The 23293-nt window shown below is 70.5% G+C and carries 17 protein-coding genes and 1 pseudogene; 12 read left to right on the plus strand and 6 right to left on the minus strand.

Annotation, left to right across the window (positions count from 1 at the left end; all coding sequences use genetic code 11):
* The first annotated feature begins 313 nt into the window (after positions 1–313).
* Together BHS09_RS35435 and BHS09_RS35440 are read left to right on the plus strand one after the other, a co-directional pair.
* Positions 314–1324, plus strand: coding sequence for a helix-turn-helix transcriptional regulator (locus BHS09_RS35435; RefSeq protein ID WP_237080027.1), 1011 nt, complete (start codon positions 314–316; stop codon positions 1322–1324).
* Complete coding sequence (locus tag BHS09_RS35440) at positions 1321–2490, plus strand: metallophosphoesterase (protein ID WP_140800268.1); 1170 nt, start codon at positions 1321–1323, stop codon at positions 2488–2490. Before BHS09_RS35435 ends, BHS09_RS35440 begins: the two co-directional genes overlap by 4 nt.
* Here BHS09_RS35440 and BHS09_RS35445 read toward each other — a convergent pair.
* A complete protein-coding gene (locus BHS09_RS35445; RefSeq protein WP_140800269.1) occupies positions 2462–3817 on the minus strand; it encodes a thioredoxin family protein in 1356 nt (451 codons plus the stop codon). The two genes, BHS09_RS35440 and BHS09_RS35445, sit on opposite strands and share 29 nt — an antisense overlap.
* A gap of 107 nt (positions 3818–3924) precedes the next feature.
* On the opposite strand from BHS09_RS35445, the gene BHS09_RS35450 reads away from it, so the two are divergent.
* The 4 genes from BHS09_RS35450 to traB all read left to right on the plus strand — a co-directional run bounded on the left by BHS09_RS35450 (position 3925) and on the right by traB (position 10807).
* Positions 3925–5667, plus strand: coding sequence for a GTPase domain-containing protein (locus BHS09_RS35450; RefSeq protein WP_174259381.1), 1743 nt, complete (start codon positions 3925–3927; stop codon positions 5665–5667).
* 147 nt (positions 5668–5814) lie between these two features.
* The gene (locus tag BHS09_RS35455) at positions 5815–6906 is read left to right on the plus strand and encodes a hypothetical protein (protein WP_140795779.1); all 1092 of its coding nucleotides are present in this window, start codon (positions 5815–5817) and stop codon (positions 6904–6906) included.
* A gap of 167 nt (positions 6907–7073) precedes the next feature.
* A complete protein-coding gene (gene traA / locus BHS09_RS35460; RefSeq protein WP_237080028.1) occupies positions 7074–9176 on the plus strand; it encodes an outer membrane exchange protein TraA in 2103 nt (700 codons plus the stop codon).
* Positions 9173–10807 carry an outer membrane exchange protein TraB gene (traB, locus tag BHS09_RS35465; protein WP_140795781.1) on the plus strand — a complete coding sequence of 545 codons (1635 nt, stop codon included), beginning with the start codon at positions 9173–9175 and terminating at the stop codon, positions 10805–10807. The genes traA and traB overlap by 4 nt, the downstream gene beginning before the upstream one ends.
* Positions 10808–10823: 16 nt before the next feature.
* Here the strand turns inward: traB and BHS09_RS35470 are convergent, their stop codons facing one another.
* Positions 10824–11657, minus strand: coding sequence for an Ig-like domain-containing protein (locus tag BHS09_RS35470; protein WP_140795782.1), 834 nt, complete (start codon positions 11655–11657; stop codon positions 10824–10826).
* A 112-nt stretch (positions 11658–11769) separates the two neighbouring features.
* Positions 11770–13677, minus strand: a complete 1908-nt coding sequence (locus tag BHS09_RS35475) for a lipase maturation factor family protein (protein ID WP_140800843.1) — start codon at positions 13675–13677, stop codon at positions 11770–11772.
* Between the two features lie 138 nt (positions 13678–13815).
* On the opposite strand from BHS09_RS35475, the gene BHS09_RS35480 reads away from it, so the two are divergent.
* Entirely contained in the window at positions 13816–14469 is a 654-nt protein-coding gene (locus BHS09_RS35480) for an MBL fold metallo-hydrolase (RefSeq protein ID WP_174258989.1), read from the plus strand.
* 16 nt (positions 14470–14485) lie between these two features.
* Here the strand turns inward: BHS09_RS35480 and BHS09_RS35485 are convergent, their stop codons facing one another.
* Together BHS09_RS35485 and BHS09_RS35490 are read right to left on the minus strand one after the other, a co-directional pair.
* Entirely contained in the window at positions 14486–15292 is an 807-nt protein-coding gene (locus BHS09_RS35485) for a hypothetical protein (RefSeq protein WP_140800271.1), read from the minus strand.
* Positions 15279–16175 carry a dimethylarginine dimethylaminohydrolase family protein gene (locus BHS09_RS35490; RefSeq protein ID WP_140800272.1) on the minus strand — a complete coding sequence of 299 codons (897 nt, stop codon included), beginning with the start codon at positions 16173–16175 and terminating at the stop codon, positions 15279–15281. The genes BHS09_RS35485 and BHS09_RS35490 overlap by 14 nt, the downstream gene beginning before the upstream one ends.
* 182 nt (positions 16176–16357) lie before the next feature.
* On the opposite strand from BHS09_RS35490, the gene BHS09_RS35495 reads away from it, so the two are divergent.
* Positions 16358–18055, plus strand: a complete 1698-nt coding sequence (locus BHS09_RS35495) for a GTPase (protein WP_140800273.1) — start codon at positions 16358–16360, stop codon at positions 18053–18055.
* Positions 18056–18235: 180 nt separating this feature from the next.
* On the opposite strand, the pseudogene BHS09_RS40145 reads toward BHS09_RS35495, so the two are convergent.
* Positions 18236–18838, minus strand: a pseudogene (locus BHS09_RS40145) (M23 family metallopeptidase); the annotation flags it as partial.
* 189 nt (positions 18839–19027) lie between these two features.
* On the opposite strand from BHS09_RS40145, the gene BHS09_RS35505 reads away from it, so the two are divergent.
* The 4 genes from BHS09_RS35505 to BHS09_RS35520 all read left to right on the plus strand — a co-directional run bounded on the left by BHS09_RS35505 (position 19028) and on the right by BHS09_RS35520 (position 23275).
* Positions 19028–19693: a TetR/AcrR family transcriptional regulator gene (locus BHS09_RS35505; protein ID WP_140795787.1), complete on the plus strand. Its 666-nt coding sequence runs from the start codon at positions 19028–19030 to the stop codon at positions 19691–19693.
* 25 nt (positions 19694–19718) lie between these two features.
* A complete protein-coding gene (locus BHS09_RS35510) occupies positions 19719–20624 on the plus strand; it encodes a sterol desaturase family protein (protein ID WP_140795788.1) in 906 nt (301 codons plus the stop codon).
* A gap of 129 nt (positions 20625–20753) precedes the next feature.
* A complete protein-coding gene (locus tag BHS09_RS35515; protein WP_140795789.1) occupies positions 20754–22343 on the plus strand; it encodes a glucose-6-phosphate isomerase in 1590 nt (529 codons plus the stop codon).
* Positions 22344–22504: 161 nt separating this feature from the next.
* Entirely contained in the window at positions 22505–23275 is a 771-nt protein-coding gene (locus tag BHS09_RS35520) for an SDR family NAD(P)-dependent oxidoreductase (protein WP_140800274.1), read from the plus strand.
* The last annotated feature ends 18 nt before the right edge of the window (positions 23276–23293 follow it).

Below are 23293 nucleotides of genomic sequence, written 5' to 3' on the forward strand. Positions count from 1 at the left end.
CCCCCCCGGGGGCCAACATGAGAGTGTTCCGCCACTGCCCCGTGTCCGGCTATCGGGGAAATCCCTGGGTCATTAAAAACCCAGAACGTTTGAAAGCCAAGAAGCCCCTGTGGGGACAATTCTAAACGTTCAAGACGCGAGTGAAGGAGGGTCAGGGACTGGGCGCAAACCCTGACGGGCGTATACTTCCAAAACCGTGATTCGTTTGAATTCCGAGGAGCAAGGCCTGCTGACGGACCTTGAGGCAATGCTCGTGGAGGCCGAGCCCGGGACAGAATCCCTGCCCCCGGTGCTAGGCGCTTTACGAGAGGCTTTGCGGGCCGAACGTGCCGTCGCCTATGGCGTGGACGTAGGTCCCGAGCGCTACCACGCGAGCTACTCCTATTGCGCGGGCTTCCCACTCCCCGCCGCGACAGTGCATGCGGCCATTGAGAGCCAGGTGTCTGCCTGGGGAGACCCATGGGGTTGGTTCAATCCCGCCCGGCCCGAGCCCGCGCAGCGCAACCGCGCGCTGCATTTCCGCTCGCTGACGGAAACCGAGTCAGCCCGCCAGCTGCCACTTCATGACTTGTCGGCCAGCGAGGTGGGGCGCCGGCTGGGCATGAGCGAGGAATCGCTGGAGAGCACCCGGGAGCGCATCAGCGCCCGCTCCGCGGCGATGTTCCGGCAGCTCGGCGTGGAGAACATGCAATGGCTGCGCACGCTCGTCTGTGATGGGCCGGTGCTCCTGGGCTGGGTGGGCCTGGCCCGCGCCGAGCCATTCACCGAGCGCGAGCAGCGCCTGCTCCAGGCCCTGACGCCCGCGCTCCAGCGGCGGCTGACCATGGAGACGCGGCTGCGCGAGTCGGGCCTGATGTCCACGGCGCTGCAGGTCGCCATGGAAGCGCTGGGGCGCGCCGCCTGGATTGTCAGCTCCAGTGGCCGCGTGGTGCACGCCAACAACGCCGGGCGCGCGCGGCTGGAACGGCATGACCCGGAGCTGATGGAGTCCCTGCGCCGGGGCGCCCAGGGCATTCCCTGCTCCGGCCCGCTGACCATGACGCCGCTGCTCACCACCGGCCTGCCACCGCACTACCTGGCCATCGACACCGGCACCGCGTCCAGCGCCGCCGCGCGCGTACAGGCGCTGTCGGCGCGCTGGTCGCTCACCGCTCGCGAGTCCGAGGTGCTGACACACATCATCCAGGGCGAGACGAACAAGTCCATCGCCGGCCGGCTGGGCTGCGCCGAGCGCACGGTGGAAGTCCACGTCACGCATCTGCTAAGCAAGGCACGGGTGGAAAGCCGCTCGGCGCTCATCGCCCGGTTCTTCCAGAGCTCGTGAGCAAGACGTCATCCATCCAGGCCACGCTCGCGCGGGCCGCCGAGGCCGCGGCGGAGGCACCGCGCTCCGTCCCAGCGGAGGACCATGTCTGGCGGCGGCGGCTCGTCATGGGGGACCCTCAGGCCGACCTGGACCAGGTCCTGGCCATCCTGGCGAACCACGGACTGCTGACCGGCGAGGGCTGGCTGCGCTCCGACGTGCAGCTCATCTCGGTGGGAGACCACTTCGACTGGGGCAAGCCCCCCGAACGTGAGTCCGCCGCCGCCAGTGGGCTGGCGCTGGTGGCGTGGCTGGCCGCCCACCCGGCGAACCAGACGGTGATGCTGCTGGGCAACCACGACCTGGGCCGAGTGGGCGAACTGGCCGGCTTCACGGATGCGCGCTTCGCCGAGGCCCAGACCGAAGCGGACCGCATCTACCAGGGAGGCGCTACGGACGAAGCGGCGGAGCAGGCGTTCCTCGCGCGCTGGCCCGAAGTTCCTTCCGCGGAGCTGGTGGCCCGCGACTTCGGCAACTTCCGCGAGGTGCAGCGCGCCTGGGTGGAGCACCTGCTGCGGGTGAAGCGCTTCCGCGTGGCCCACGCCGCGGCCCCTGACCTGCTGGTGCTGCACGCGGGCGTCACGCAGGAGGACCTGGACGTGACGCGCCTGCCTCCCGCCCAGCGCGAGGACGCGAACCAGGTGGCGGCGGCGCTGAACGCGGCCCTGGATGCGGCGGTAGCGGGCTGGACTCGAGGCCCGCTCGTCATTCCGGGACTGCACCACCCAGGCAACGCGGCCCAGGGCGAGGGCACGGGCATCTTCTACCAGCGCCCCAGCCTGCTGCCCGAGGACGCCGAGCGGGTGCGCGGCACGCCCCGGCGCCGCTTCGACCCGAGACGCCTGCCCACGGGCCTGACGCAGGTGGTGGGCCATACCCGCGACAAGCGAAGCCGCGCGATGCTGGGGCTGCCCCCCATCGGCGCCCGCGACGGCGTGCTTCGGCATCTCGTCACGGATGGAACGCGCGTGGACTACGCCCACGGCGCGCCGCCTCCGCCAGCACCCGGCACCGCGATGCTGGTGCTCACCGACGGAGCCATGTGCGAGTGCCAGGCCCCGGACTACGAGCTGTTCGACCTGGACACCCGCGCGGCGGCTATTGCGCCGAGGCCTGAAGACCGCTGAGCTTCTTCTCCAGCCCGGCCACCTGGCGTGGCGACACCTGAGAGGCGGGCAGCGACTTCGCGAAGGTGATGGCCTCCTCCAGCGTCTTCACGGCGGACGCTGTGTCCTTGCGCGCCACGAGGATGTCCGCGCGGCCCGACAGCACCGACAGCCGCCGCGCCCCCTGGACCCGCGCCAGGGCACGGTCGCTGGCGGCGAGCGCGTCATCCAGCCGGCCGACGAGCCGGTACAGCGTCGAAAGGCGCGCGGGCGGGTTGTAGTCCTGGGGCAGGTCCTTCTCGCTCTGCTCGAGCGCGGGAATCGCCCGGGCGGGCGTCTCCAGCTTCATGGCCGCGAGCATGCGATGCGAGTCGAACACCGTCCGCGCCTGGGGATTGGGCGCCTTCGCGGCCTCGGCCTCCAGGAACGCCAGCCACTCCTCCGACAGGGCCTTCACGGCCGCCGTGTCCTTCGCCGCCTCGCGCGCCTGCACGCGCACCTCGTACAGGCCAGAGCGGTCGTCCGCGGACATCTCGATGGCCGGGGGCGCCAGCGCCTCGGCCACCTTGGCCTCCAGGCCGCCGCGCAGCTCCGCCCCCGCCGCGTGGTCCTCCGGCAGCGACAGCACGCAGTACATGCCCAAGAGGGCGCCATTGGCCCAGGACAGCGAGCGGGGCGTCTTCGGGAGTTCCTCCAACGCCTTGCGCGCGCATGCCTCGTGCTGCTTCGCGCCGTACATCGCCGTCAGCAGCGACTCCACCGCGCGGCCCCGGCGGGACCAGTCCGCGGGCGCTTCGACCAGGGCCTCCGCGAGCGTCTCCGCGGCTTCGGCCGAGCGCCCCTCCGCATAGAGCGCGTCCCCGCGAGCCAGCAGGGCCTCGGCGCCAGTGACGCCGCCCTTGTACGCGCGCTCACCGTCCTCGAAGAGCTTCTCCAACTGCGCCACGGTGGCGCTGCCGGCGAAGCGCAGCAGGGCCTTCTCCTGGCGCGGGTCGATGACATACAGCGTGGGCCAGAACTCCACCGGGTACTGCTCCTGGAACGCCGCGTTCGACGTCAGGTCGGTGTTCACCTCCAGCCACACGAAGCGGTCCGCGTGCCGGGCCAGCGACGCGTCGGACAGGACGTAGGCCTTCATCGACCGGCACGTGTGACACCAGGGCGCCCAGACGTCGACGAAGAGGGGGAGCCCCTTCGCCTGGGCCTCGGCGAGCGCGCGGGCGTAGTCATCCTCGATGAAGGGCAACGGGCCCTTGGCGTGAGACGCGTCGGACGCGGGGGCATTCGTGTTCGCGGCGGTGCAGGCGACGAGCCCCGACAGGAGCAGGCAGGCGGCGAGAAGGCGCATGGGCTCACCCTACCGCGCTCCACCCGCTCTGTCCCCAGCCGACACCTGGTGGGACAAGTACCTGGGCATGGGGCGTCCCGCGTGCTGTGGTGCGAGGACTTCTGGTGATGAGAGACCCGTACACCCTGCGCACCTGCCTCGCGTCCGCCCTGGACGCCCTGCCCGCTCCCGAGCGCTTCCCGGACGCCTCGGACGCCGAGCTCGCGCGCCGTCTGGCCGAACGCCTGCGCCGCGACCTGCTCCCCCGCCTGGGCTCCGCCGACGCGCCCCTGCTCCTGGTGGCCATCGCCGGCCCCAACAACGTGGGCAAGTCCACGCTCTTCAACTCGCTGGTGGGCGCGGCGCTGTCCCCCGCGAGGCCCGAGGGCGGGCTCACCAAGCAGTGCCTGGCGGCGGCCCACCCGGAGACGTGGACCGGGCCGCTGAAGGACTTCCTGACGCGGCGCTATGACATCGTGCCCGTGGCCTCCGGCGGCTCGGCGCCCGTGGACCAGGCGGGGCCTCCTGGCCGGCTGTACCTGACGCTGTCGGACGCGGTGCCTCGCGGACTGCTCGTCATGGACACGCCGGACTTCGACAGCGTGTACCGCGACAACCGCGAGCGCGCGGAGGCGCTGCTCGTCACCGTGGATGTGCTGGCGTTCGTGGTGAGCCGGCAGACGTACCAGAACGCCGCGCTGGTGGACTTCCTGCGCGCGGCCGTGGGGCATGGGCGGCCGTACCTGCTCGTCTATAACGAGGCCACGCGCGAGGAGGTGGCCCGCGGGCACCTGGACAAGCTCGCCGAGGACGTGGGCCACCCGGCGCTGGCGCGCTACCTGGCGCCGCACCAGCCCGACGTGGAGGCGGGACTGAAGCCCCTGGCCACGGAGCCGCTGGACGGGAAGCCTGCGCTGGGCGCGCTGCTGGGACAGGCCGAACACGCGCGCGAGTTGAAGGCCCGGGCGCTGGAAGCCTCGCTCGCGGATGCGCGCGCGGAGATGGAGGCCGTGTCGCGCGCGGCCTCGGAGGCGGCGCGGGAGCCCGACCGGCTCCGCAAGCGACTGCGCCACGAACTGGACGTGGTGGGGGCGCATGCGGCGCTGAAGGCCGTGCCCGCGGACGTGCTCATCGACGCCTTCCGCGACGAACTGGATGCGCGCAGTCAGTTCCACAAGTGGGTGCGTCTGCCCTTCCGGGGGCTGGCCACGGCGCTCACCTTCGTCACCCGCAAGGTGCGCGAGTCCTTCACCGCGCCCGAAGCCCCGGGCGAGGACACGCCGACCCACGCGGTGGACGAGTCACTGAAGGACGGAGTGCGACGGCTGGTGGATGCCTTCGCACCCGAAGTGGCCGCGTGGCGAGCCGACGCGCAGACGCGGACGAAGCTGGAGGAAGCCTTCGGTCCGGTGACGCTGACGAAGTTGGAGGAGCCGCTGGGCTTCGAGCCCCTGCACGCGCACGCGGCGGACCGGGCCACGCTGTATGCGTACTGCCGGGAGCTGGTCTCCGCGGAGCTTCAGGGTGGCATGCGGGAGGAGCTTCTCCAGACACTGACGACGCTGGTGTACTCCGTGCCGTCGGGCGCGGCGGCGGTGGTGACGGTGGCCACGGGCGGCATGGGCCATGACGCGGTCGTCTGGGCGGGCACCTTGCTGTCCACGCCGCTGATGGAGCGCTTCGTGGACCTGCTGGGCGCCCAGGTGCGGGCTCGCGTCACGAAGAAGTGGGCGGATGCCCACGGCGCGACCCTGTCGAAGGCTCTGGAGGCGCGGTACTTCTCCGACATCCTGAAGCAACTCGACGGGCTGGCCAGCGACTGGAACCAGACGGCGACCCGGCTGGAGGAGGCTCGGGCAGGCTTGTCCTGACGGACCGTGCGTCCCGAGGGTACTCAGTGACGCTGACACCCGGCATCAGCCCGGGCTGAATCGGCGGACACTGGCGCACGATGGCGCCTCGGTGAGGGAACAAGCCTCCTGGCCCGCTGTCACTCCGTCCGTGCGTGTCCGGCGGCAATGCGCCATGCTGGGTGTCTCATGAACGGCTCGGACCCAGCCGGACTGGGCTCGCCACCTCTCGTCCTTTCCTTCCGACACTTGCTGACCGACGCCGTCAGCACGTTCCTGGACGAAGCACGCATGTCCTGCGAGCAGACGGCGGACGCCATCGGCGAGCTCATCGTCACCCTGTCGCGCTATCGCGAGGAGGGCGCCCCGCTGTTTCCCATGGCCTTCGTGGGAGACGATCTGGGACAGATGCTCGAACACCTGGGCGGGCATGACCCGATTGCCATCGGTATCGGTCCGCGTTCGCGCGCCACCATCCAGCGCGCGCTCAAGCAGTGCGCGCCGCTGGGCCAGGGGCGCTGGTGGGCGCTGTACCTGCTGCGCGTCCCGGAGGGCTTCGCCTACGGCGTCTTCCGGACGGACCCCTTTCCTCTGGCGGAGACGCCGCTGGAGCGGCTGCGCCGTGTCGAGGACAGGGGCGCGGGCGTCGTGGGTGTGCTTCAGCTCGCCGACAACATCCTGGAGTTGCGCTCGGGCGGAGGGCTGTGCCGGCACGTGTACCTGTCCGGCGCGAGGGTGGAGTCAGCCTCTCCGCCGGAGGTGATGGATGAGCTGGCGGACGTCGTCACGGCCGGCGTCACCACGCACAGTCGCGAGCGTGCGCGTGGGTTCTTCCGCCGGGTGCTCTTCGAGGTGATGCAGGGCTCCCACGGCGCGCTCGTGGCGGTGCTGCCCCGGGAGCGCGCGGGCTCCACGTTGTTCGTGGACGGCATCATCCTGCCCCGTCCGCTGGACATCGTGGCGTTGCTGGAGCGCTACCACGTGGACCCCACTGACAGCGCGGGCACCGCCGTGCGCGCCGCCGCCCAGTTGCTGCGGGGAATGATGGCCACCGATGGCATCACCGTGCTCCGCGCGGATGGATGCATCGTGGGCTACAACATCTTCGTGCGACATCCGGAGACGCTGGCCAGCCAGCCGTCTGTGGTTGGCGGCGCCCGGCGGCGGACCTTCGAGGTGCTGTGCGCGGCACTGGGCACGGAACTCACCGCCGCGTTCATCCGCTCCCAGGATGGGGACGTGAGCTGCAAGCGGGTCTGAGCCGGAGCGACCTGCATTCCGAACTATTCCGGGTAGTAGCGGCGCATTGAATCTCCGCCGTTGAGCGACCGCTGGAGGACCTGCGACGTCGTAGCGGAAAGCCGCACGTTGCCGGAATTGCGGTTGTGGGAGATATCCCGCATTGTTGCGGGGCTTTGAAATCGCCCGTGTCCCGCATCGCGCGTACCGCGCTCACTGTCCTGGCGGTGTGCCTCGCGGCCTCGACCGCCTGGGGCCAGAAGCTGCCCGATGTCGTCATCCAAGGGCCCCCCATTGCTCCCGCACTCGCTGGTGATGGGCAAGGCCTGTGCGTAGCGTCCAATGTGTGGACGCGTTCGCTGAACGAGTTCCCTCAGACTCGAGGCACCTACCTCGATGCGATCAATGGGTACCTCGAGGAGCCCGCCAGTCGGCAGACTCGCGTCACGACCGTGCTACGGACGCAGTTCGACTTGTCGAACAACCTCAACGACGGCCGCACGCTGAGCTACGGCGACTTCGTTGGACAAGAGACCTCGACGGGCTGCTCCACGGGCGGCTGTAGTTTCAACATCATCGCCGACAACGACGCGTTCACTCCCGCCGTATCGCGGTTTCGCGGCTACCTAAATGTCACTGCGGAACTGGCTGAGCAGCCGCTGCACTTCGGCTTCTACGCGGATGATGCCATCAGCATGGTCGTCTATGACCGAAGTCAGTCATACACCGTCATCAACCGGCCGCCGCAGCTAGGAGCGCCCACTTGGCGGACGACCAACAGTGTCACGTTCTCCCAGCCCGGCATCTACGCCGTGGAGATGCTCTACTCCCAGGTCACGGAACACGCAGCCCTCGAGATGTCGATGCACACGGGCACATTCACTGACTTCGAGCGTGCCGCGAACCAGCCCCCTGTCATCAACCTCTTCAGCTCCGGCTTCCAGCTCCTCCGTCCCGCGCAGTTCTTCCAGACGGAGAACGGCATCCTCTCCTTCGAGGGCCAGCCCGACCGCTGCGAGCAGTGCAACCGCGGCAACGCGAACTTGCCCGGCAACGGAGGCTGCGGCTCCTTCTTCCACTGCAACGCGGCGGCGCTCTGCGCGCCTTGCGACTCCTCGCTCTTCTGCGGCGAGTACTGCTCCCCCTGCAACGAATCCTCTCCCCACTGCGCCAACATCAACGGCCGCACCCAGTGCGTGCAGTGCACCGAGGACGGCCAGTGCCCGAACGGCCGCTGCGACCTCGAAACCAACCAGTGCACCGGCTGCAACGAAGACAGCGACTGCGCCACGGGCGCCTGTGACACCGAAACATTCACATGTGTCGAGTGCAACGACGACAGCCAGTGCACCAACGGCGAGGTCTGCGCCACCGACCTCCACGAGTGCCGCGAGTGCACGCAAGACGCCCACTGCCCTCAAGGCGAGTCCTGCACCGACAACGTCTGCTCGCCCTGCGCCACCAATGATTCGTGCGCAGGCAACTCCTGCAACTGCTGTCCCAGCGGCACCCAGTGCGCGGCGCTGATTCCCGGTGCCAAGCCGACCTGCGTGGAGTGCACCACCAGCAGCCAGTGCGCCGCGGGACAGCAGTGCGACACCGCCAACGGCCGCTGCGTGGACAGCGTGCCTTCGTGCAACACGGCCGACAGCTGCGGCCCTGGCTGCGTGAAGTGCCCCGGCGAGCGCCCCTACTGCCTCGACGGCGAAGTCTGCGTCCAGTGCCGCAACGACTTGGAGTGCGGCGACGGCCAGTTCTGCCTCAGTGGCGAATGCGCGTCCTGCACCACGGACAAGCACTGCGGCCCCCGCTGTGGCGCCTGCGGTGGTGACACCCCCTTCTGCCTCTCCAATGGCACCGTGCAGGGCAGCACCTGCGTGGGCTGCACGGATGACGGGGACTGCGGGAGCGGCGTGTGCAACCCCACCACGCGCACGTGTGAGAACTCGGGCGCATGCGCGGTGACGTGCGAGCCGGGAACGGTCTGCGACGGAACCTCCTGCGTGGAGTGCTTCGCGGATGCCCACTGCCCCTGCGGCGGCACCTGCGACACTGCGACCAACACCTGCTCCACCGCCTGCTCCGACAGCGGAGACTGCCTGGGCGTGGAGCACTGCTCCGCGAAGACGATGGAGTGCGAGCGCGGCCGCCGCAAGCCGGGCACCGAGCCCCAAGGCGGCGCCTTCTGCTGCGGCACCACCGCCGACGCCACGCCCGCTGGAAGCACCACCTTCCTGCTACTGCTCGCCGCGGGCCTCACGTTCCTCCGCCCCCGGCGCCCTGCTCGATGAAGCCCTCGCACCTGTTCCTCATCGTGGCGCTGGGGTTGTCCACCGCCGCCACTGCTCAGCCAGACGCGCGCTTCAACGTGCAGCTCTTCCGTCCGTCCGGCGCGCCCCAGGACCTGGTCGTGGTGCAGCAGTCGCGTCCGCTGTCACACCTGTCCGTCTCGGCCGGGCCGTACCTCAGCTACTCGCTCAACCCCCTGTCGCTGATTCCCGAGGGCGGAGACCTGAGCAAGATCAACCTGGTCGGCAACCGCCTTCAACTGGACGTCATGGCCACCGTTGGCCTCTTCGACTGGGCCGAGGTCGGCGTGGACATGCCGCTCATCCTCGCCCAGGGCGGCGCCAACCTGGAGGTCATCGGCACCGAGGGGAGCGTGGAGAGCTTCGTGCTCGGTGACCTCCGGCTCACCGGCAAGGTGGCCATCCCGGGCCTGCGCCGGCCCGCCGAGGGCAAGGGCTGGGGCGGCGCGGTGACGCTCAACGTGAGCTTCCCCACCGGCGCCCAGGACGCCTTCGCCGGAGACGGCGAGCTGACCTGGGCCCCGGGCCTGGTGCTGGACTATCGCTTCGAGAACGGCATCCTCCTGGCGCTCAACGGCGGCTTCTGGAAGCGCCCGGACCGCGTCTTCAGCGGCGTGTCCGTGGGCGACATGATGCCCTTCGGCGTCGGCGCGGAGGTCCCCATCCTTCGCGGCAGCGGTGTCACCGCGGTGGGCATGGTGCACGGCGCGGTGGGGTTGCAGAAGCAGCCCGATGAGCCCCGGCAGGTCCCCGCGGAGGCGCTCTTCGGCCTGCGCTGGTACAGCTCCACCGGGCTCACCTTCACGTTCGGCGGCGGCATGGGCTGCGGCTGCTCCATCGCCTCGCCCTCGCTGAGCTTCTTCACGTCCATCCTGTGGATTCCGGCGAAGACGCGCGAGTGGGAGGCCCTGGAGCGCTTCAAGGAGCCGCCCGAGCCCCCGCCGCCGCCCATCGACCCGGATGGTGACGGCGTGATTGGCGAGTCGGATGCGTGCCCCGACGTGGCTGGCCCCGTGGCCAACATGGGCTGCCCGGACACGGACAAGGACGGTGACGGCGTGGTCGACCGGCTCGACCGGTGCCCGGACCAGCCCGCCGGCAGCCGCGGCAAGGACGGGTGCCCGCTGGCCCGCCGCGATGGCAACCGGATTGTCATCCTGGAGCAGCTCAACTTCGCCACCGACCAGGACATCATCCTCTCCGAGTCCTTCCCCATCCTGGAGGAGGTCGCTCGGGTGATGAACGAGAACACCGAGGCCGACCGGGTGCACGTCGAGGGTCACACCGACTCTCGCGCCAGCGATGCGTACAACCTGGACCTGTCGCGCCGCCGCGCGGCCAGCGTCATGCGCTTCCTGGTGGAGAGCGGCGTGGCGGCGGAGCGGCTGTGCTCGCAGGGATTTGGCCGCTCGCGGCCGCTGGCGGACAACGCGACGGAAGAAGGCATGGCGCTCAACCGCCGCGTCGACTTCACCATCCAGCCGCCGAGCGACGGCCCGCGTCCGCCCTGCCCGGAGGACGCGGAGGACAAGAAGCGCAAGCGCCCCACCAAGAAGGCTCCTGCCACGCCCAAGGCGAAGTCGAAGGCTCCCGCGGCGGCGCCCAAGCCGTAGACGCGGGAAAGACTCGCTACGGAACGACGAACTCCGCCGCCGACCGCCGCCGACCGGCGACCACGGACACCACCGCGCGCCCGGAACCCACCGCCGTCACGCGGCCTTCGGGTGACACCGACACCACGGCGGAGTCCGAGGTGAAGAACTCCAGCGGCACCGTGTCCAACACGACGCCGCTGCGATTGAAAGCTCGCGCCTGGAGCTGCACGGACTGCCCCCTCCGCTGGAAGGCGTGGTGCGTGAGGTTGAGGCCCAGCCGCGCGAAGTCCGCCGGCACCACCTGCACCGCGATGTGCCGGCTGAGGTGCCCCAGTGTCGCGCTCAGGGTCGCCTTGCCCGGGCGCACGGCCACCAACTGCCCATCCTCCACTCGCGCCACCATCTCATCCGAGGAGCGGAACGTGGGCATCGCGTCCTGCAACGAGGAGCCCTGCTCGTTCCTCGCCACCACGCGCAGCTTGATGACACGCCCCACCTCGAGGAAGTCCGCGCCCGGGGCACGCACGTCCAGCGAGTTGAGGATGGTCAGCTCCAGCGGCAACGCCGCGCGGACCTTGCCCCCCGTCGCGCCGATGGTCGTCTTCCCCGACTTGCGCACCGTCAGCAAGCCTTCCTGGACCTGCGCCACGTCCGGCGCGGAGCTGGTCCACCGCAGCTTCGCGTCGGACATGGGCTGGCCTTCAGCGTCGAAGACCTCGTACGCCAGCTTCACGGTCTGCCCAGGCGTGCGGAGGTACTTCGTCTCCAGCGGCTCCAGCTTCATGGTGGTGGGCGTGGGCCCGCAGGCGCTCAGCAGCCCGATGACGGCGACAAGGGGGAGGCAAATAGGAATGCGCGGCGTCTTCACGGCGTCACGACGGCGGAGATGGGTGGGAAGCCCCCATTGTAGCCCCACCCCATCGGCGGCGTACGAAAAGGGGCCCTCGAGGTTCAGGGCCGCACGCCTGCTCCCACCCGCCTCACGCCCCGGCATGCCATTGCAGCGCGGGAATGCGTCCACGAGGCCGGGGCCCTGGCGCCAGCGATAGGGGCGGCACGTAGAGGCCCAGCCGCTCCCGCCGCCACCAGATGCCCGTGCGCCGCCGCTCGGCCACGTCCGTCATCCGGTAGTCGTACAGCACCGCTCGCACCATCCGAGGCGGCCGGCCCGGGAAGGGGTTGCCCGCCAGCAGGCCCAGGACCTCCGGCGAGCCCTCCAGCAGCCGGGCCAGGAACGCGACGAACCAGCCAGGGGGCGAGCCGAGCGCGGCGAACCACATCTGCCAGTCCAGCCTCGGCTGGTGGGGAGCCACCTGCCGGGGAGGCCGGGCCGGGTCCCCCACCTTGTAGTGGAAGGAGTATTCCTTCCACTGCTCACCGTCGTCGGAGCCCTCCACGACGATTTCCGGCCGCTGCACCGTCATCATGCTGAAGAGGCCGTAGGGATTCACCGAACGCAGGGGCCGCGCCTGGGACTCCAGCCACGTCAGCATCGCGCCGACGCGCTCGGGCCGGTACCGCTGCCACCCTTCGAACCTGCGAAGCACCTCCGACGCCCCCAGCACCAGCAGCGGCGACACCACCAGCGCGGACACGCCGGTACGCCACCAGGGCCGTGGCTGAGCGGGAGGCCCGTCCTTCAAAGGCAGCACCCGCCGCAGCGCCGCGTCATCCAGGAGCCACACGCCCAGCACCCAGGCTTGGACGTTGAAGAAGCCGTAGTTCCCCGTGGCGACGATGGCGGTCTGCAAGCCGCTCAGGCTCCAGAAGGCGAATTGCCGCAAGCGCCGGGGCCCGAAGGCCAGAAAGGGCACCACCGTCTCGAGCCAGAGCACCGCCCCGGTCGAGGCCCGCTGGAGCCGTCGGGGCAGATGATGCGCGTACCAACCACCCCGCGTGGGCAGCGGCGCCGTCTCGTAATAGTGCTCGCACGCGGTCAGCTCGCGCCAGGTCCGGTCCCCCGACTGGACCTTGCTGACCCCCGAGCCGAAGTAGAGCCGGAACACGAGCAGCCGGAAGAGGAACACATCCAGCGCGGAGGGCTCGTCGCGGCCCAGGCCCGGCCGCGGTCCTCCGGGCGCGGTGAGCGCCGCCAGCAGCCCCATCTCCAGCAGCAGCACGTCCCACTGGAAGGAGAGGAACTCACGCCCCACGGCCACGTAGGAGAGGTACAGCGCCCACAGCGACGACACGCTGAGCCGGGGCGCCACGTTGAAGAGCAACGCCAGGGACAGCACCTGCCCCGTCCAGCACCCACGCACCAGCGCGGCGTCCGACGCGTCCCACCAGAACAGCGACGGAATGCGCCGCCACCGCGCGAGCGCCGAGGGTTCCTCGCGGCGCTCCGCAGCCAGACGCTCCGCCACGGGCCGGAGGCCTTGCGTCCCATACAATCCCCGCACCTGCCGCCCCAGCGAAGTGAAGGCGATAAGGAACGTTCCTCCCAGCAGCCGCAGGAAGACCCAGCGCACCCACCGGTATTCGTGCGGCACCACCGCGCGCCCGAAGAGCCAGCGGTCCACGCCCGCCGCCTGACGACGATTCCGGGCCACCACCGCGTAGACGCCCTGGGCCAACTGCAACACCCCCGGCATCAAGCCCAGCCTCGCGGCCGCTCGAGTCCCCCGGCGAGGTGACGCGGCGAGCGCTCGGAAGAGGGCCTCCGCGCCCTGGGACACCCGGCCGGAGGGCTCCACCAACTGCATGGCCCTGCGCATGTCCGCCTTCGGGATGCCCAGCAGCCAGCGGCGCCACCCGCTGCCCGGCCGGTAGCGGACACGGTCCTCGGTGCGCCATCGCCAGCGTGCGGCCCAGCGCCGGCAGAACGCGCAGTCGCCGTCGAAGAGCACCAGGGGCCGGGCCAGCATACCGCGAGAGATTCGCGCCATCATGCGGGAACGTTGTGCCGTCCCACGGACGACGTCCCCGTATCCTCGGGCGCCCGCCGTGGAAGCAGCAGAGCATCCAGGCCGTGGCCTCCCTCCCCGCCCCGGTCACAGCGCATGGGGGTGCCTAGCTTTGTCCGCATGAGCGAGCCCAAGGGGAAGGCGAAGCGGACAAGCGAGTTGGTGCCCGGCGTCCACCACTGGACCCTCTCCGATGACCGCATCGGCGGCGCGCGCAGCGACGCGTACGCCGTGGTGGACACGGATGGCGCCGTCGTCCTCATCGACCCGTTGCCCATCGACGAGGCAGCACTGCGCAAGCTGGGGAACATCTCCGCCATTGTCCTGACGGCGGGGAACCACCAGCGCTCCGCGTGGCGGCTGCGCAAGGCCTTCAAGGTGCCCGTCTGGGCACCCGAGGGAGCACAGACGCTGGAGGAGCAGCCCGACTTCTTCTACGTCGCGGGAGACACGCTGCCCGCGGGGCTCATCTCGTTCCACACGCCCGGGCCCACCGAGGCGATGTACACGCTGTGGATGCAGCAACACCCGCGCGGCGTCGCGTTCCTCTCCGACCTGCTCACGCATGAGGAGGGGGAGACGCCGGAGTTCATCCCCAGCGAGTACCAGGACGAACCGCTGCGCACCCGGCACAGCGTCCAGCGCATCCTGGACCACCTTCCCGTGGAGACGCTGTGCTTCTCCCACGGAGCGCCCATCCTCCGCGACGGCTCCCGCGCGTTGCGGCTCGCGCTGGAAGAGGACATGGAGTCGCCCGCCGCGCCAGCGCCCTGAGCCCGCCCGCGCGCGTTCAGCCGAGAGGCCCTTCGCGCACCAGCACCTGTCCCGCATCCAGCCCCGGAGGCACCAGGTGCAGCACCTCGCCCGCCTCCGCGCGGTCGAGCAGCGCGCTCAGCGCCGGAAGGTCGTTGGCGGGCACACGAAGCGACGGCGTCAGCGAAAGGCGCCGCGCCATCGCGTCGCCCAGCCGCGTCCGGTCCGTCAGCTCCGACTCATAGACGAAGGAGCGCTCTCCGTACTCATGCCCACCGGGCACGCGCCCCACGAGGCGCAGCGGGCCCAGCCTGGAATGGACGCGAACGCTGGGGTTGTCCCACTGGGCCACGCCTCGCAGCCGCCGCGCGCGCAGCATCTGCAACGTGAGCAGCTTCACCCACGGCGACGCCCCCGTCCCCGGCAGCACGCTCAGCAGCGACACGCCAATGAACAGCCCCGGCGTCACCGAAGGCGCCGCGTAGTAGGCCGCGCCAATGGCCGGGTCCTCGTCGGCCAGCCCCAGACGCTCGCGCACGGGAGCCGCGAGCATCCGGGCCGGACAGCGCAGCAGGCCAATGGCGCCCGGTAGCAGATACAGGTCCGACAGCACCCAACGCGGCACGCCGATGCCACCGAAGGCGAACTGGTTCAGCGCCAGGTACTGCATCGCCAGGTCCACGTTCCGCTCTGCGGGCTGGAACGTCACCGGCACGCCCAGCGGCGCCAAGTCCAACGAGCCCGCGTGCTCGCCCGAGCCCAGCGCCACCAGCGACGTGCCTGGGTGCGCGGCGAGGAAGGCCTCCGCCTGCCGTGGCAGCGCGCCCGCGTCACCCATCGGCATCGATGTCCCTCGCGATGGCCGACAACCGGAACGCGTCTGGGATGTTCAGCGTCGCCGCGTCCACCTCGGCGCGAGACACGAGGCAGCGCGACGAGCCGCCTCCCTTCTCACACAGCTCGCGCATGGTGAGCGACACCACACGCAGGCCCAGCGCCTCCAATCGCTCACGCACCGAGTCCGGCACCACCGAAGGCGCCAGCACGTCACGCCCCACCGGCAGCCCGTTGGTCGCGTAGCGGCGAATCTCCGCCTCCGTCACGAGGAGCAGCCGGTGCTCGCCGAAGCGCTCTCGCAGCAGCGCATACGACTCCGGCGCCATCACCTCCGGACACACCATCAGCCGGTCCACCGCGGGCAGTGGCAGCACCGCCATGTTGCCGTGGAAGGCGGGCTCGCGGACCTGGATGCGCAGCACCTCTCCGGGGAAGTAGCGCGCCGCGGCCTCCAGGCCGTCCAGCGTCGTGCGGCCGCCCCAGAACAGCAGCGTGACACCGTCGAAGGTGGCCACGTCGCCGTGGGCTTCCCAGATGCCCACGCCCGGGTCCACCACCTCCATGCCCAGCGACCGGGCCAGGGGCGCCCAGTGCTCGCGCTCCGTCTGCCGGTGCGCGCTCATCATCCGCGGCAGCACGAACAACGGAGCGGCGCCCTGACGCGCCACCACCTGTCCACATTCGGCGGCGTACGGCATGCCCGTCAGGAGCTCGGAGGGAGACGGCAACGCGACCACCGTGCCGCCGCGCGCTTCGATGTCCCGGGCCAGCGCCAGCCATTCCCGCCGGGCCTGACGCGCGTCCACGGGCGGCGCCTCGCGGCTGCGGAAGTTGCTGCGGCCACGCAGGGCCCACGTGCGTCCCGGCGGCGACATGAGGAAGAGGTCCATGGTGATACTGCTTCTACTCCTCCCGGCATCCCCGCTGCCATCCGGTCCCCTCCCCACCCGGGCACCCGACGTTCCCGGTAGGGCACCCCGCGAGGGGTCGCCGCCGGAAACTGCACGCTGGCGCACCCTCCACGCATCTTCTTCGTAGTCACCCGGGCGAAGCCGGGACAGGCTCTCTCCACGTGGACGAGACGAGCCTGCCTGAACCCGATGCCCTGCGTTCCCTGCTGAAGACGGCCCTGGAGTTGCCCGCGCTCCGGCCGCATGCCGCGCGCCTGGAGCGGCTCGTGGACGACTATGCGCGCGGCGTGGCACGCAAGGATGCCCCCCTGAGCGTGGCGTTGGTGGGGGCCACCGGCGCGGGCAAGTCCACCCTCCTCAACGCGCTGGCGGGGCAGGCCCTGTCGCGTGAAGGCGTCAACCGGCCCACCAGCACGGCCGCCACCGTGTTCGCGCCAGAAGGCATGCCCACGGACGCGCTGGCGGGCTCCGGCGCGCGGGTCATGACGTATGCCCCCGGCCCCCAGGGCCTGTGGGGCGGACAGGTCTTCATCGACACGCCGGACCTCAACAGCGTGGCCACCACGCACCGCGAAGTGGCCCGCGCGGCGCTGGAGCGCGCGGATGTGGCGCTCGTCGTCATGCACCGCGGCAGCGTGGCGGAGGCCTCCCAGGTGGAGTTCCTCACGGAGTTCGCCCGCCGCCGCGCGCTCGTCTTCATCCTCAACTTCGCGGACGAGCTGTCTCCTGAGTCGCGCGACACGCTCAAGGCCCAGGTTCGCCGCGTGGCCTCCGAGCAGTACGGCCTTGCACAAGAAGACGTGCCCGTCTTCGCCATCAGCGCCTTGTCGGCGAAGGACGGCCGGGACGTGTCCGGCGAGTTCGGCGCCCTGCTCTTCCACCTGCGCGGACTGGCCACGCAGGCGGTGGCCGCGCGCGTGCGCAAGACGAACGCGATGGGCGCGCTGGAAGAGGTGCACACCCGCGTGGAGGCCGCGCTGAAGGAGACGGACGCGACGCTGTCACGCACGCGCGCCGCGCTGGACTCGGGGCTGGAGAAGGCGGCGGAGGGCCTGCGCGCGGACTTCGACGCGCGGCTGCGGCTGGCGCACGGCCACCTGGCGGCGGAGGTGCGGCGTCAGGCGGGAGGCCGCTTCTGGGGGCCCGCGGCCTGGGGCCTGCGGCTGTCCCTCTGGGGCGCCAGCGGGCTGGGCGCGGCGGCGCTGGTGGGGCGGAGCAGCCTGCCCGCGGGGCTGGCGGTGGCGGCGGCCTCCACCGTGGTGGACGTGGTGCGCGGACACACCCGCGCCAGGGCCGCGGAGTCCGCGGTGGTGGAGCCCTTCGAGGACGACTTCAGCGCCCAGGCCGCGGCGCGCACCGCGCTGGCGGAGGCGCGCAGCGTGGCGCGCGCGAGCGGACTGGAGCCCGCGCTGCTGGGCGTCCCCGACGTGGACACGCTGTTGGAGGAGGTGCGGGTGGCCAGAGCGGGCGCCTGGCGCTACACCGCCACCACCGGCGTGGCGGAGGCGGTGGCCGGTTGGTGGCGCACCGCGCGCTGGCTGGTGCTGCCGCTCATCAACCTGCCGCTGCTGGCCCTGCTGGGCCATGTGGGCTACCGCGTGGTGCGGGCCTACGTGGAAGGCCCCCTGCTGCCGTTGGACTACTTCGTCAACGCGGGGGCTCTCTTCATGCTGCTCGCCGGCGCGGGCGTGCTGCTGGCTTCAGCGAGTCTCGCTGGGGCCGCTCGCCGTGCGGGTACCGCCGGACGTGCGCGCTTCGTTGAGGCCCTGGCCGCCCTGGGCGGGAGGCTGGGAGAGACCGTCGAGGATGCTCTGCGCCCCGGGCGGGAGGCCGCGAAGGGCCTGCTGGCGCTCCGGTGACATGGACACCACCGGCTGACCCGGGGTGTGCGTGCCGCCGTTGCTCGCCATGAGCGCCTGCGTGCCGTTGTCCTTGCAGATGGGCGCGGCCACGCGGGTGTCGCGCACCGGGTCCCCGTAGCCAGCGATGCGCGCTGGAACGGACGGGTTGTTCCACCCCTTGCCGCTCTCACGCGCCACCTTGAAGTGCAGGTGCGCGCCGCAGGCCCAGCCCGTGGAGCCGGAGAAGCCGATGAGCTGGCCTTCCTTCACCACGTCACCCGGCTTCACCACCACCGCGCTGAAGTGGAGGTACTGCGTCTCCAGTCCATCACCGTGGGAGATGACGACGTAGTTGGCGTAGGGCGCGAACTTCTCGTCACAGCCACCCTTGGTGCTGTCACCGCGAGACAGACGCACCGTGCCGTCACGCGCGGCGACGATGGGCGTGCCATCCGGCATGCGGAAATCCCACGCGTGCGTGTCGTTGTGTTGGTGACTTCCCGTGTCATGTCCCTGGCTCACCGTGTGGATGCGACCACAGGCGAAGGGAACGCCAACCTCGGGCATTTCGCCCACATCGGTGGCGGAAGAGGAAGGAACCGCAGGGGCCGAAGCCAGGAGAGAACCAAGAAGGAGGGCTGAAAGGTTCATATCGGGGCGGGGCGGAAACGGGGGCAAGTGGCGCGGGTATTTCCCTGCGGATTTTCGCCGCGCCTGTCTGCTGTACGACGCGGAGGGCCTCGGCACGCCCACCCTCCCGGGGGGAGTCATACCCGAGTCCCGAGCGAACGCCGCGCACATGACAGCTAGGCCCCTATCCGCTCGGCCGCTCGGGAAGCGGGCCAAGCGCGCATCGCGAGCGGCCACTTCCCTTTCGACATGCCCATGTACGGGGACAGGTGGCGGCACACGCCACTGTGAGGATCACTCACCCCTGGTCGCAGAAAGTGACTGGTCACTCACTAAGTTCGACATTATCCTGGGAGTCGAATGGCCGCGAAGAACACTCCATCGGACGCGCCGGCCCGGCCTGTCCGCCGCACGCAGCAGGAGCGCCGTGAGACGACGCGGCGCAAGCTGCTGGACGCCACCATCGAGACGCTGGTGGAGCAGGGCTACGCCCGCCTGACGACGGTGGAGGTGTCCAAACGGGCAGGCCTGTCACAGGGCGCGCTCTTCACCCACTTCGATACGAAGGAGGAGCTGCTGGCCGCGGCGGTGGAGCACCTCTTCCCGCGGCTCATCCAGGACTACCTGGCGGGCGTGGGTGCCCGGCCGTCAGGCAGGGACCGCATCGCGGCGGCGGTGGACATGTTGTGGGCCGCCTTCCAGCGCCCGGAGCTGCAGGCCGCCATCGAGCTCTACGTCGCGGCGCGCACGGACGCGGAGCTGCGCGTGGCGCTGGCGGCGGTGGACGGGCCGCACCGGGAGAACCTGCACCGCGTTGCACGCGAGCTGTTTCCCGAGGCCTCCGAGCACCCGGACTTCGACTCCATCGTGGAGCTGGCGCTGGACGCGGTGCAGGGCGCCGCGGTGGGAGGCAGCGCCCGGCCGAACGACCCGGCGCACCGGCGCATGTTGGATGCGCTCACCCACTTCATGCGCAACGCCTTCCTCCCCTCATTGGCGCGGCCTCGCCGCCGCGCCCGCTCCTGAGTTCGCCGACACGGAGGGTCCCACCATGGACGCAGCACACATCCCCGACCTCATCACCCCGGCCATCCCGGTGTTCACCCTCACGGTGATTGCCGAGGCCCTCTGGGTGAAGAAGCAGCGGGACGAAGGCCGTCCCATGGTGGGCCACACCTGGAAGGACACGATTGCCAGCATCTCCATGGGGCTGGGCAACGTGGCCATCAACGTCCTGTGGAAGGGCGTGGCCTTCGCCGGCTACCTGGCGCTCTACCACCTCACGCCGCTGCGCATGGGCACCGGCGTGCTGGCATGGGTGCTCATCTTCTTCGCGGACGACCTCTGCTACTACGCCTTCCACCGCGTCCACCATGAGAGCCGCTTCTTCTGGGCCTCCCACGTGGTGCACCACTCCAGCCAGCACTACAACCTCTCCACGGCGTTGCGGCAGACGTGGACGCCGCCCACCAGCTTCGTCTTCTGGGCACCGCTGGCGCTGCTCGGGTTCCACCCGGTGATGATTGTGGTGCAGCAGTCCGTCAGCCTGCTCTACCAGTACTGGATTCACACCGAGGCCATTGGCCGGCTGCCGCGCCCGCTGGAGTGGGTGCTCAACACGCCGTCACATCACCGCGTGCACCATGCGTCCAACCCGCGCTACCTGGACAAGAACTACGCGGGCATCCTCATCATCTGGGACCGGCTCTTCGGGACGTTCGAGCCGGAGGGTGAGAAGCCCGTGTACGGCCTGACGAAGAACCTGGAGACGTTCAATCCCGTGCGCATCGCCTTCCACGAGTTCGCGGCCATCACGCGCGACGCGGCGAAGCCCGGCTCCCTGAAGCAGCGCCTGAGCTACGTCTTCCGCAACCCAGCCTGGAAGCCCGACGCCTCAGAGGCGCCCCGGCCGTCCGGAGTACAGCCCCCGCCCGAAGGGGCCCGCCCCTCCGTGTGAGGTGTTGAGCACACGGCCGCCCGCGGCCCCGTCGACGCGCACCGACACCGCCGTCCAGCTTCCCACCCGCGCACGGAGGCGCTAAGCCATCCGGCACTTTTCGCGACGCGAGAACTGCCAGGAGGAGCCATGACCGAGCGAGAACTGTGGGAGCGGTACCAGCGTTATCTGTGCGTCGTCCCGGCCTTGGACTTCACGCTCGACGTCTCGCGGATGCGCTTCCCGGCGGACTACCTGGAGCGGATGCGCCCCCGCGTGGAGGAAGCCTTCGGCGCGATGGCGGCCCTGGAGAAGGGCGCCGTCTCCAACCCGGACGAGAAGCGCAAGGTGGGCCACTACTGGCTGCGCGCGCCGGAGCTTGCGCCCGAGCCCGCGCTCCGGAAGGAAATCACCGACACGGTGGCCGACATCCACGCCTTCGCGAAGGACGTGCATGAGGGCCGGGTGAAGCCGCAGAAGGCGCAGCGCTTCACGCACGTGTTGATTGTGGGCATTGGCGGTTCGGCGCTGGGGCCGCAGCTGGTGGCGGACGCGCTGGGCACGGCGAAGGACCCGATGCAGGTGTCCTTCTTCGACAACACGGACCCGGACGGCTTCGACCGCGTGCTGGCGCAGTTGGGCGAGCGGCTGTCGGAGACGCTCACCCTGGTCATCAGCAAGTCAGGTGGCACCAAGGAGACGCGCAACGGCATGCTGGAGGCCGAGCGCGGCTACACGGCGCGAGGCCTGGACTTCAGCAAGCACGCGGTGGCCGTCACCGGCGCGGGCAGCGAGCTGGACAACCACGCGAAGAAGCAGGGCTGGCTACGCACCTTCCCCATGTGGGACTGGGTTGGCGGCCGCACGTCGGTGACATCCGCGGTGGGCCTGCTGCCCGCGCGCCTGCAGGGGCTAGACATCGACGCGCTGCTGAAGGGCGCGCGCGACATGGACGCGGCGACGCGCGAGCGTGACGCGTTGAAGAACCCGGCCGCGCTGCTGGCGCTCATGTGGCACTACGCCGGTGATGGCCGGGGCCACAAGGACATGGTCATCCTGCCGTACAAGGACAGGCTGCTGCTGATGTCGCGCTACCTCCAGCAGCTCGTCATGGAGTCGCTGGGCAAGGAGACGGACCTGGATGGCCAGGTGGTGAACCAGGGCATCGCCGTCTACGGCAACAAGGGCTCCACGGACCAGCACGCCTATGTGCAGCAGCTGCGTGAAGGCGTGCTCAACTTCTTCGCCACCTTCATCGAAGTGCTCAAGGACCGCGACGGCGGCTCGCAGGAAGTGGAGCCCGGCGTCACCAGCGGTGACTACCTGCTGGGCTTCCTGCTGGGCACGCGGCGCGCGCTCTACGAGAAGGACCGCGAGTCGCTCACCCTCACCGTGCCGGACGTGAGCGCGCGCACGCTGGGCGCGCTGATTGCGCTGTATGAGCGCGCCGTGGGTTTCTACGCCACGCTGGTGCACATCAACGCGTACCACCAGCCGGGCGTGGAGGCGGGCAAGAAGGCCGCGGGCGTTGTGCTGGAGCTCCAGCGCAAGCTGACCACGCGCCTGCGCGAGGCCCGCGCGGAGGCCCGCACCGCCGAGCAGCTCGCGGCGGACATCGGCATGCCGGACGAGGTGGAGACAGTCTTCAAGGTGCTCCAGCACCTGGCCGCCAACCCGGACCGCGGCATCACGCGCACCCCAGGGGCCACCCCGACGCAGGCGCGCTTCCAGGCGAAGTAGGACGCGACCACCGATGCCCGCGGCCGAAGCACCCGGCCGCGGCACCGGCCATCGGAAGCAGAACCCCTCCCAGGCGCCGCTTCCCTGCCTTGCGCACAGGACTCAACGCCCCGGCACGAGGACGTCCCCATGAGCGGACAGGCGCAGTAGAACGCCCGCCCATGGACCTGGAGCTCAGAGGAAAGACGGCCCTCATCACCGGCAGCAGCCGAGGCATTGGCCGGGCCATCGCGTCGGTGCTGGCCCGCGAGGGCGTGCGGGTGTGCCTCAGCGCACGCGGCGAGGAGGCCCTGGAGGCCACCGCGGCGCAGCTCCGCGCCGAGGGCGTGGACGTGGCCACCGTGGTGACGGACGTGGCCACCCAGTCCGGCGCCGTGGAAGCAGTGGACGCGGCGGTGCGCGCCTTCAGCCGGCTGGACATCCTGGTCAACAACGTGGGCGGCAGCGGCGGCGCGGGCGCCTTCCATTCCGCCACCGCCGAGCAGTGGACGGCCGTCCTGGACCGCAACCTCCTGTCCGCCGTGTGGTGCAGCCAGCGCGCCGTGGAGGCCATGCGCCAGCAGGGCGGCGGCTGCATCGTCCACATCAACTCCATCTTCGGCCGCGAGTACGCCACCAGCGCCCCCTACACCACCGCCAAGGCCGGCATCACCGCGCTCACCAAGGAGATGGCGGTGGACCTGGCGCAGTACCGCATCCGCGTCAACGGCGTGGCCCCCGGCTCCATCCTGTTCCCCGGCGGCAGCTGGGACAAACGCCAGAAGGCGGATCCAGAGAAGGTGGCCAGGCTGGTGCGCGACGAGCTGCCCTGGGGCCGCTTCGGCACCCCCGAGGAAGTGGCCGACGTCGTGGCCTTCCTCTGCTCGGAACGCGCACGCTGGGTCACAGGGGCCACCCTGCCCGTGGATGGGGGCCAAGGCCGTGCCTTCTGAGCGAAAAGCCCCCCGGGC

This window comes from Myxococcus xanthus, from assembly GCF_006402735.1.
Taxonomy (GTDB): domain Bacteria; phylum Myxococcota; class Myxococcia; order Myxococcales; family Myxococcaceae; genus Myxococcus; species Myxococcus xanthus_A.

What these genes read in the sequence shown, in the direction of transcription:
- BHS09_RS35455 (WP_140795779.1), top strand. Translation starts at nt 5,815, where the DNA reads ATGCGCCATGCTGGGTGTCTCATGAACGGCTCGGACCCAGCCGGACTG.
- BHS09_RS35480 (WP_174258989.1), top strand. Translation starts at nt 13,816, where the DNA reads ATGAGCGAGCCCAAGGGGAAGGCGAAGCGGACAAGCGAGTTGGTGCCC.
- BHS09_RS35490 (WP_140800272.1), bottom strand. Translation starts at nt 16,175, where the DNA reads ATGGACCTCTTCCTCATGTCGCCGCCGGGACGCACGTGGGCCCTGCGT.
- traB (WP_140795781.1), top strand. Translation starts at nt 9,173, where the DNA reads ATGAAGCCCTCGCACCTGTTCCTCATCGTGGCGCTGGGGTTGTCCACC.
- BHS09_RS35505 (WP_140795787.1), top strand. Translation starts at nt 19,028, where the DNA reads ATGGCCGCGAAGAACACTCCATCGGACGCGCCGGCCCGGCCTGTCCGC.
- BHS09_RS35445 (WP_140800269.1), bottom strand. Translation starts at nt 3,817, where the DNA reads ATGCGCCTTCTCGCCGCCTGCCTGCTCCTGTCGGGGCTCGTCGCCTGC.
- BHS09_RS35450 (WP_174259381.1), top strand. Translation starts at nt 3,925, where the DNA reads ATGAGAGACCCGTACACCCTGCGCACCTGCCTCGCGTCCGCCCTGGAC.
- BHS09_RS35515 (WP_140795789.1), top strand. Translation starts at nt 20,754, where the DNA reads ATGACCGAGCGAGAACTGTGGGAGCGGTACCAGCGTTATCTGTGCGTC.
- BHS09_RS35520 (WP_140800274.1), top strand. Translation starts at nt 22,505, where the DNA reads ATGGACCTGGAGCTCAGAGGAAAGACGGCCCTCATCACCGGCAGCAGC.
- BHS09_RS35475 (WP_140800843.1), bottom strand. Translation starts at nt 13,677, where the DNA reads ATGGCGCGAATCTCTCGCGGTATGCTGGCCCGGCCCCTGGTGCTCTTC.
- BHS09_RS35510 (WP_140795788.1), top strand. Translation starts at nt 19,719, where the DNA reads ATGGACGCAGCACACATCCCCGACCTCATCACCCCGGCCATCCCGGTG.
- BHS09_RS35485 (WP_140800271.1), bottom strand. Translation starts at nt 15,292, where the DNA reads ATGCCGATGGGTGACGCGGGCGCGCTGCCACGGCAGGCGGAGGCCTTC.